Source organism: Gemmatimonas sp. (assembly GCF_041689975.1).
In the GTDB taxonomy this organism is placed as follows: domain Bacteria; phylum Gemmatimonadota; class Gemmatimonadetes; order Gemmatimonadales; family Gemmatimonadaceae; genus Gemmatimonas.
Window position 1 is genome coordinate 1 of sequence record NZ_JBDNFF010000352.1, and the last position, 3,045, is coordinate 3,045.

At 61.9% G+C, this 3,045-nt stretch carries 2 protein-coding genes and 1 pseudogene; 1 reads left to right on the top strand and 2 read right to left on the bottom strand.

Features of this window, described 5'->3' with window-relative positions; genetic code table 11:
• Positions 1-83: 83 nt before the first annotated feature.
• The gene (locus ACESNG_RS20775; RefSeq protein ID WP_373070648.1) at positions 84-1,073 is read right to left on the bottom strand and encodes an aldo/keto reductase; all 990 of its coding nucleotides are present in this window, start codon (positions 1,071-1,073) and stop codon (positions 84-86) included.
• 12 nt (positions 1,074-1,085) lie between these two features.
• Positions 1,086-2,360 carry an NAD(P)/FAD-dependent oxidoreductase gene (locus tag ACESNG_RS20780; protein ID WP_373070649.1) on the bottom strand — a complete coding sequence of 425 codons (1,275 nt, stop codon included), beginning with the start codon at positions 2,358-2,360 and terminating at the stop codon, positions 1,086-1,088.
• A gap of 257 nt (positions 2,361-2,617) precedes the next feature.
• Between ACESNG_RS20780 and ACESNG_RS20785 the strand changes: the two are divergent.
• Positions 2,618-3,045: pseudogene (locus ACESNG_RS20785) on the top strand (2-keto-4-pentenoate hydratase); the annotation flags it as partial.

Genomic DNA, 3,045 nt, shown 5'->3' on the forward strand with positions numbered 1-3,045 from the left:
GCCCGGCAACGCCGACAGTATTGACGGAACGCACCGGTCCACCAAGAGTCACGGTCCGCCTGACGGACCGACAGGGTCTAGTGTCACTGTCTGTGTGCGATCTCGTCGAGGGCGACTAGTTGTTCATCGCTGAGGTCCAGGTCGACAGCGCTGCATGCGCTCGCGAGCCGTTCCTGGGAAGTCGTCCCGAGTACAGCGCATGCGACGTTTCGTCGCCCAAGAAGCCAGGCGAGTGCTAGCCGCGCGGGCTTGATCCCCCATTCGCCGGCCAACCATTCGAAGGCGGTTGCTTGCCGCACATCGGAAGCGCTGAAGCCGGCCCCACCCCAGCGGCGATTCCCGGCGTAGTCTTGCGAGAGCTCGGCGCTGCCGGCAAGCAGACCGCCCCCCAGGGGGCCATACGCCACCAAAGCAACGCGTGCGGCTTCTGTCACCTCAGGAAGGCTGTCGATCTCGATGGAACGGTTTGCTAGGTGGTAGCTGACCTGGTTGGCGACAGGCGACCGCATTGCGCAGCGCTCCGCCGTGGCCACCACTTCTGCCGTCTGCCGGGCCGAATAGTTGGAGATTGCCCACTCTCCAATGAGGCCCTCGTCGATCAGCTCGTTGAAGGCGCCGATCGTCTCGGCAAGCTCCGTGGTTGGGTCGGGAAGGTGGGCGTAGTAGAGGTCGATTCGATCGGTGCCGAGTCGCTCGAGGCTTCGATGAGCCTGCTCCTTGATATGGTCGCGGGTCAGGCAGCCGACAAAGGGATGTTTTTCACGGTTCGAACCGAGTGGTTCGCCCACTTTGCTCGCAACAGCGACTTGATTGATTGGGCCTCGCAAGGCTCTGCCTAACAGCGACTCCGCAGACTCACGCTCGTTCGCGCTTGGTTGCCGCGCACGGTCGAACGTGGACTGATTGCCGTAGGAGTTGGCGGTGTCGAAGAAGTTGATGCCAAGGTCGAGTGCGGCTGCAACGAGTGCGTTGACGTCTGCAGCGGTCGGGGCCACGCCAAACGTTGCTGTGCCGAGCGCCAGCCGGGAGACTCGAAGGCGGGAAGCGCCAAGAGTCGAGTATTCCATGGCCATACCAGAACACCGTCAGGGAGTCATTGGCGCTGTGAGGGCATCGCTGAGATCCCTGTCATCGTCGCGCAAGACGGTGGCGTCGACCGTTGCCCGACGCTCGATCAGGCGGAGCGCGGCGCGCAGTTCTCGCGGTCGGTTGGCGCTTATCGCAGCCACGATTCGGCCTTCGCGCAGGTGAAGCGCGCTGAATGACCCGGACTCAGGTTCGCCTCGGAAAACTACCTCATCGTTCGGTGCGGAATGCCCGGCGATCTGCAGCTCGAGGTCGAACTGGTTCGACCAGTACCAGGGCACTGCCACATTGGGTTCCCGGAGGTCGACAATGGTCCGGGCGACGGTTCCGGCCTGATGCAGAGCGTTTTGCCAATGCTCCAAGCGAATCCTCTCGCCCACAAACGGATTGTGTTGGTTGGCGACATCGCCTGCAACGAGCACGCTCGGATGCGAGGACTCGCAGAACTCGTTCACCCATACGCCATTGGCCACCGTGAGGTGGGCCTGTGACGCGAGTTCGGTAGCGGGTTCCATTCCGATTCCGACGATCACGACGTCGGCCTCGAATCGCTCACCGTCGGCGCCCTCGACCGCTTCCACTCTCTCGGTTCCCACGAACCTGGCGACATTGACGCCGCCGCGGATGATGACGCCGTTGACGCTGTGTAACCGTTCGACTAGCGCACCAACCTCGGATCCGAGAACTCTGGTGAATGGGCGTGGATCGAATTCGACGATTGTGACGTCGTGCCCCATGCATCGTGCGGATGCTGCTGCCTCGGCCCCAATGAAACCTGACCCGACCACCACCACTCGACGAGGCTGTGCCAGGTCCGCACGGAGAGCGGCCGCATCATCCAGGGTGCGCAAGTAGTGGATACCTGCAAGATCGCCTCCTGGTATGTCGAGACGGCGTGCTCGGCCGCCCGTGCAGAGCACGATCCGGTCGACGGCGATGCGAGGCCCGCTCCGAAGTGTGACCGACGGACGTGCTGTCTCGATGGAGTCGACCGTTTCGCCCAGCAGTAGTTCGATTTCATGGTCTTGATACCAAGGCTGCGGATGCAGAAACGTATCCTCGGCGGACTTGGCGCCGGTAAGCAGCTCCTTTGAAACTGGAGGACGATCGTACGGTCGGTGCGGTTCGGCGCCGATCAACAAAATGCGACCACCGAAGCCCTCGTTTCGTAAGGCGGCCGCAACGTGCCCTCCAGCGAGGTTCGCGCCAACTATCGCTACTGAATCAGTTCCCACAAGCGTCTCCCTTACGTGTCCGAGAGCAGCGGCCTGCACTTGACGCAGCTGACGCCGACCAAGAAGGAATAATCGGGCAAGACTGGCCTGACTGCAAGGCGCTAGGACCGTCAGGTGGACCGAGTTCGCCGCAGCCGTAGAAAATGGTTGACTGGGTCCGCCTGCCGGACTGCGGCCATTCTCATCTCGAGTGAAGAGGATTCATACTGCAGTGCAACCCCTCATCTACCCGTCCGGTCGTGAGGAACAGATTCCCGGGTGGGAGTTTGTTTGCTGATTGATTCGAGGCCTCCAGCATGACCCAAAGCACTAGCGATATCGCAGAACTGCTCTGGCAGAGCGAGCAGCGGTTCCAGCCGATACCGCCCGTACGACACGATCTCTCGGGGCTCGCGATGGCCTACTCCGTCCAACTCCTAAACACAGAGCGATCGGTCGCCGAAGGTCGGCGACGCGTAGGGCACAAGATCGGTTTGACGTCCCAGGCGGTTCAGCGTCAACTCGGCGTAGACGAGCCGGACTACGGGGTGTTGTTCGCCGATATGTGCCTCATCGACGGCGAACAGATTCCAGCGCTCCGGGTCTTGCAACCCCGCGTGGAGGCTGAGGTCGCACTAGTACTTGATTCTGACCTCACCAAGGACGAACCGACCATCGTCGACCTCCTCAAGGCGCTTGGCTACATGCTGCCAGCGATCGAAGTTGTGGGATCGCGAATCACCGA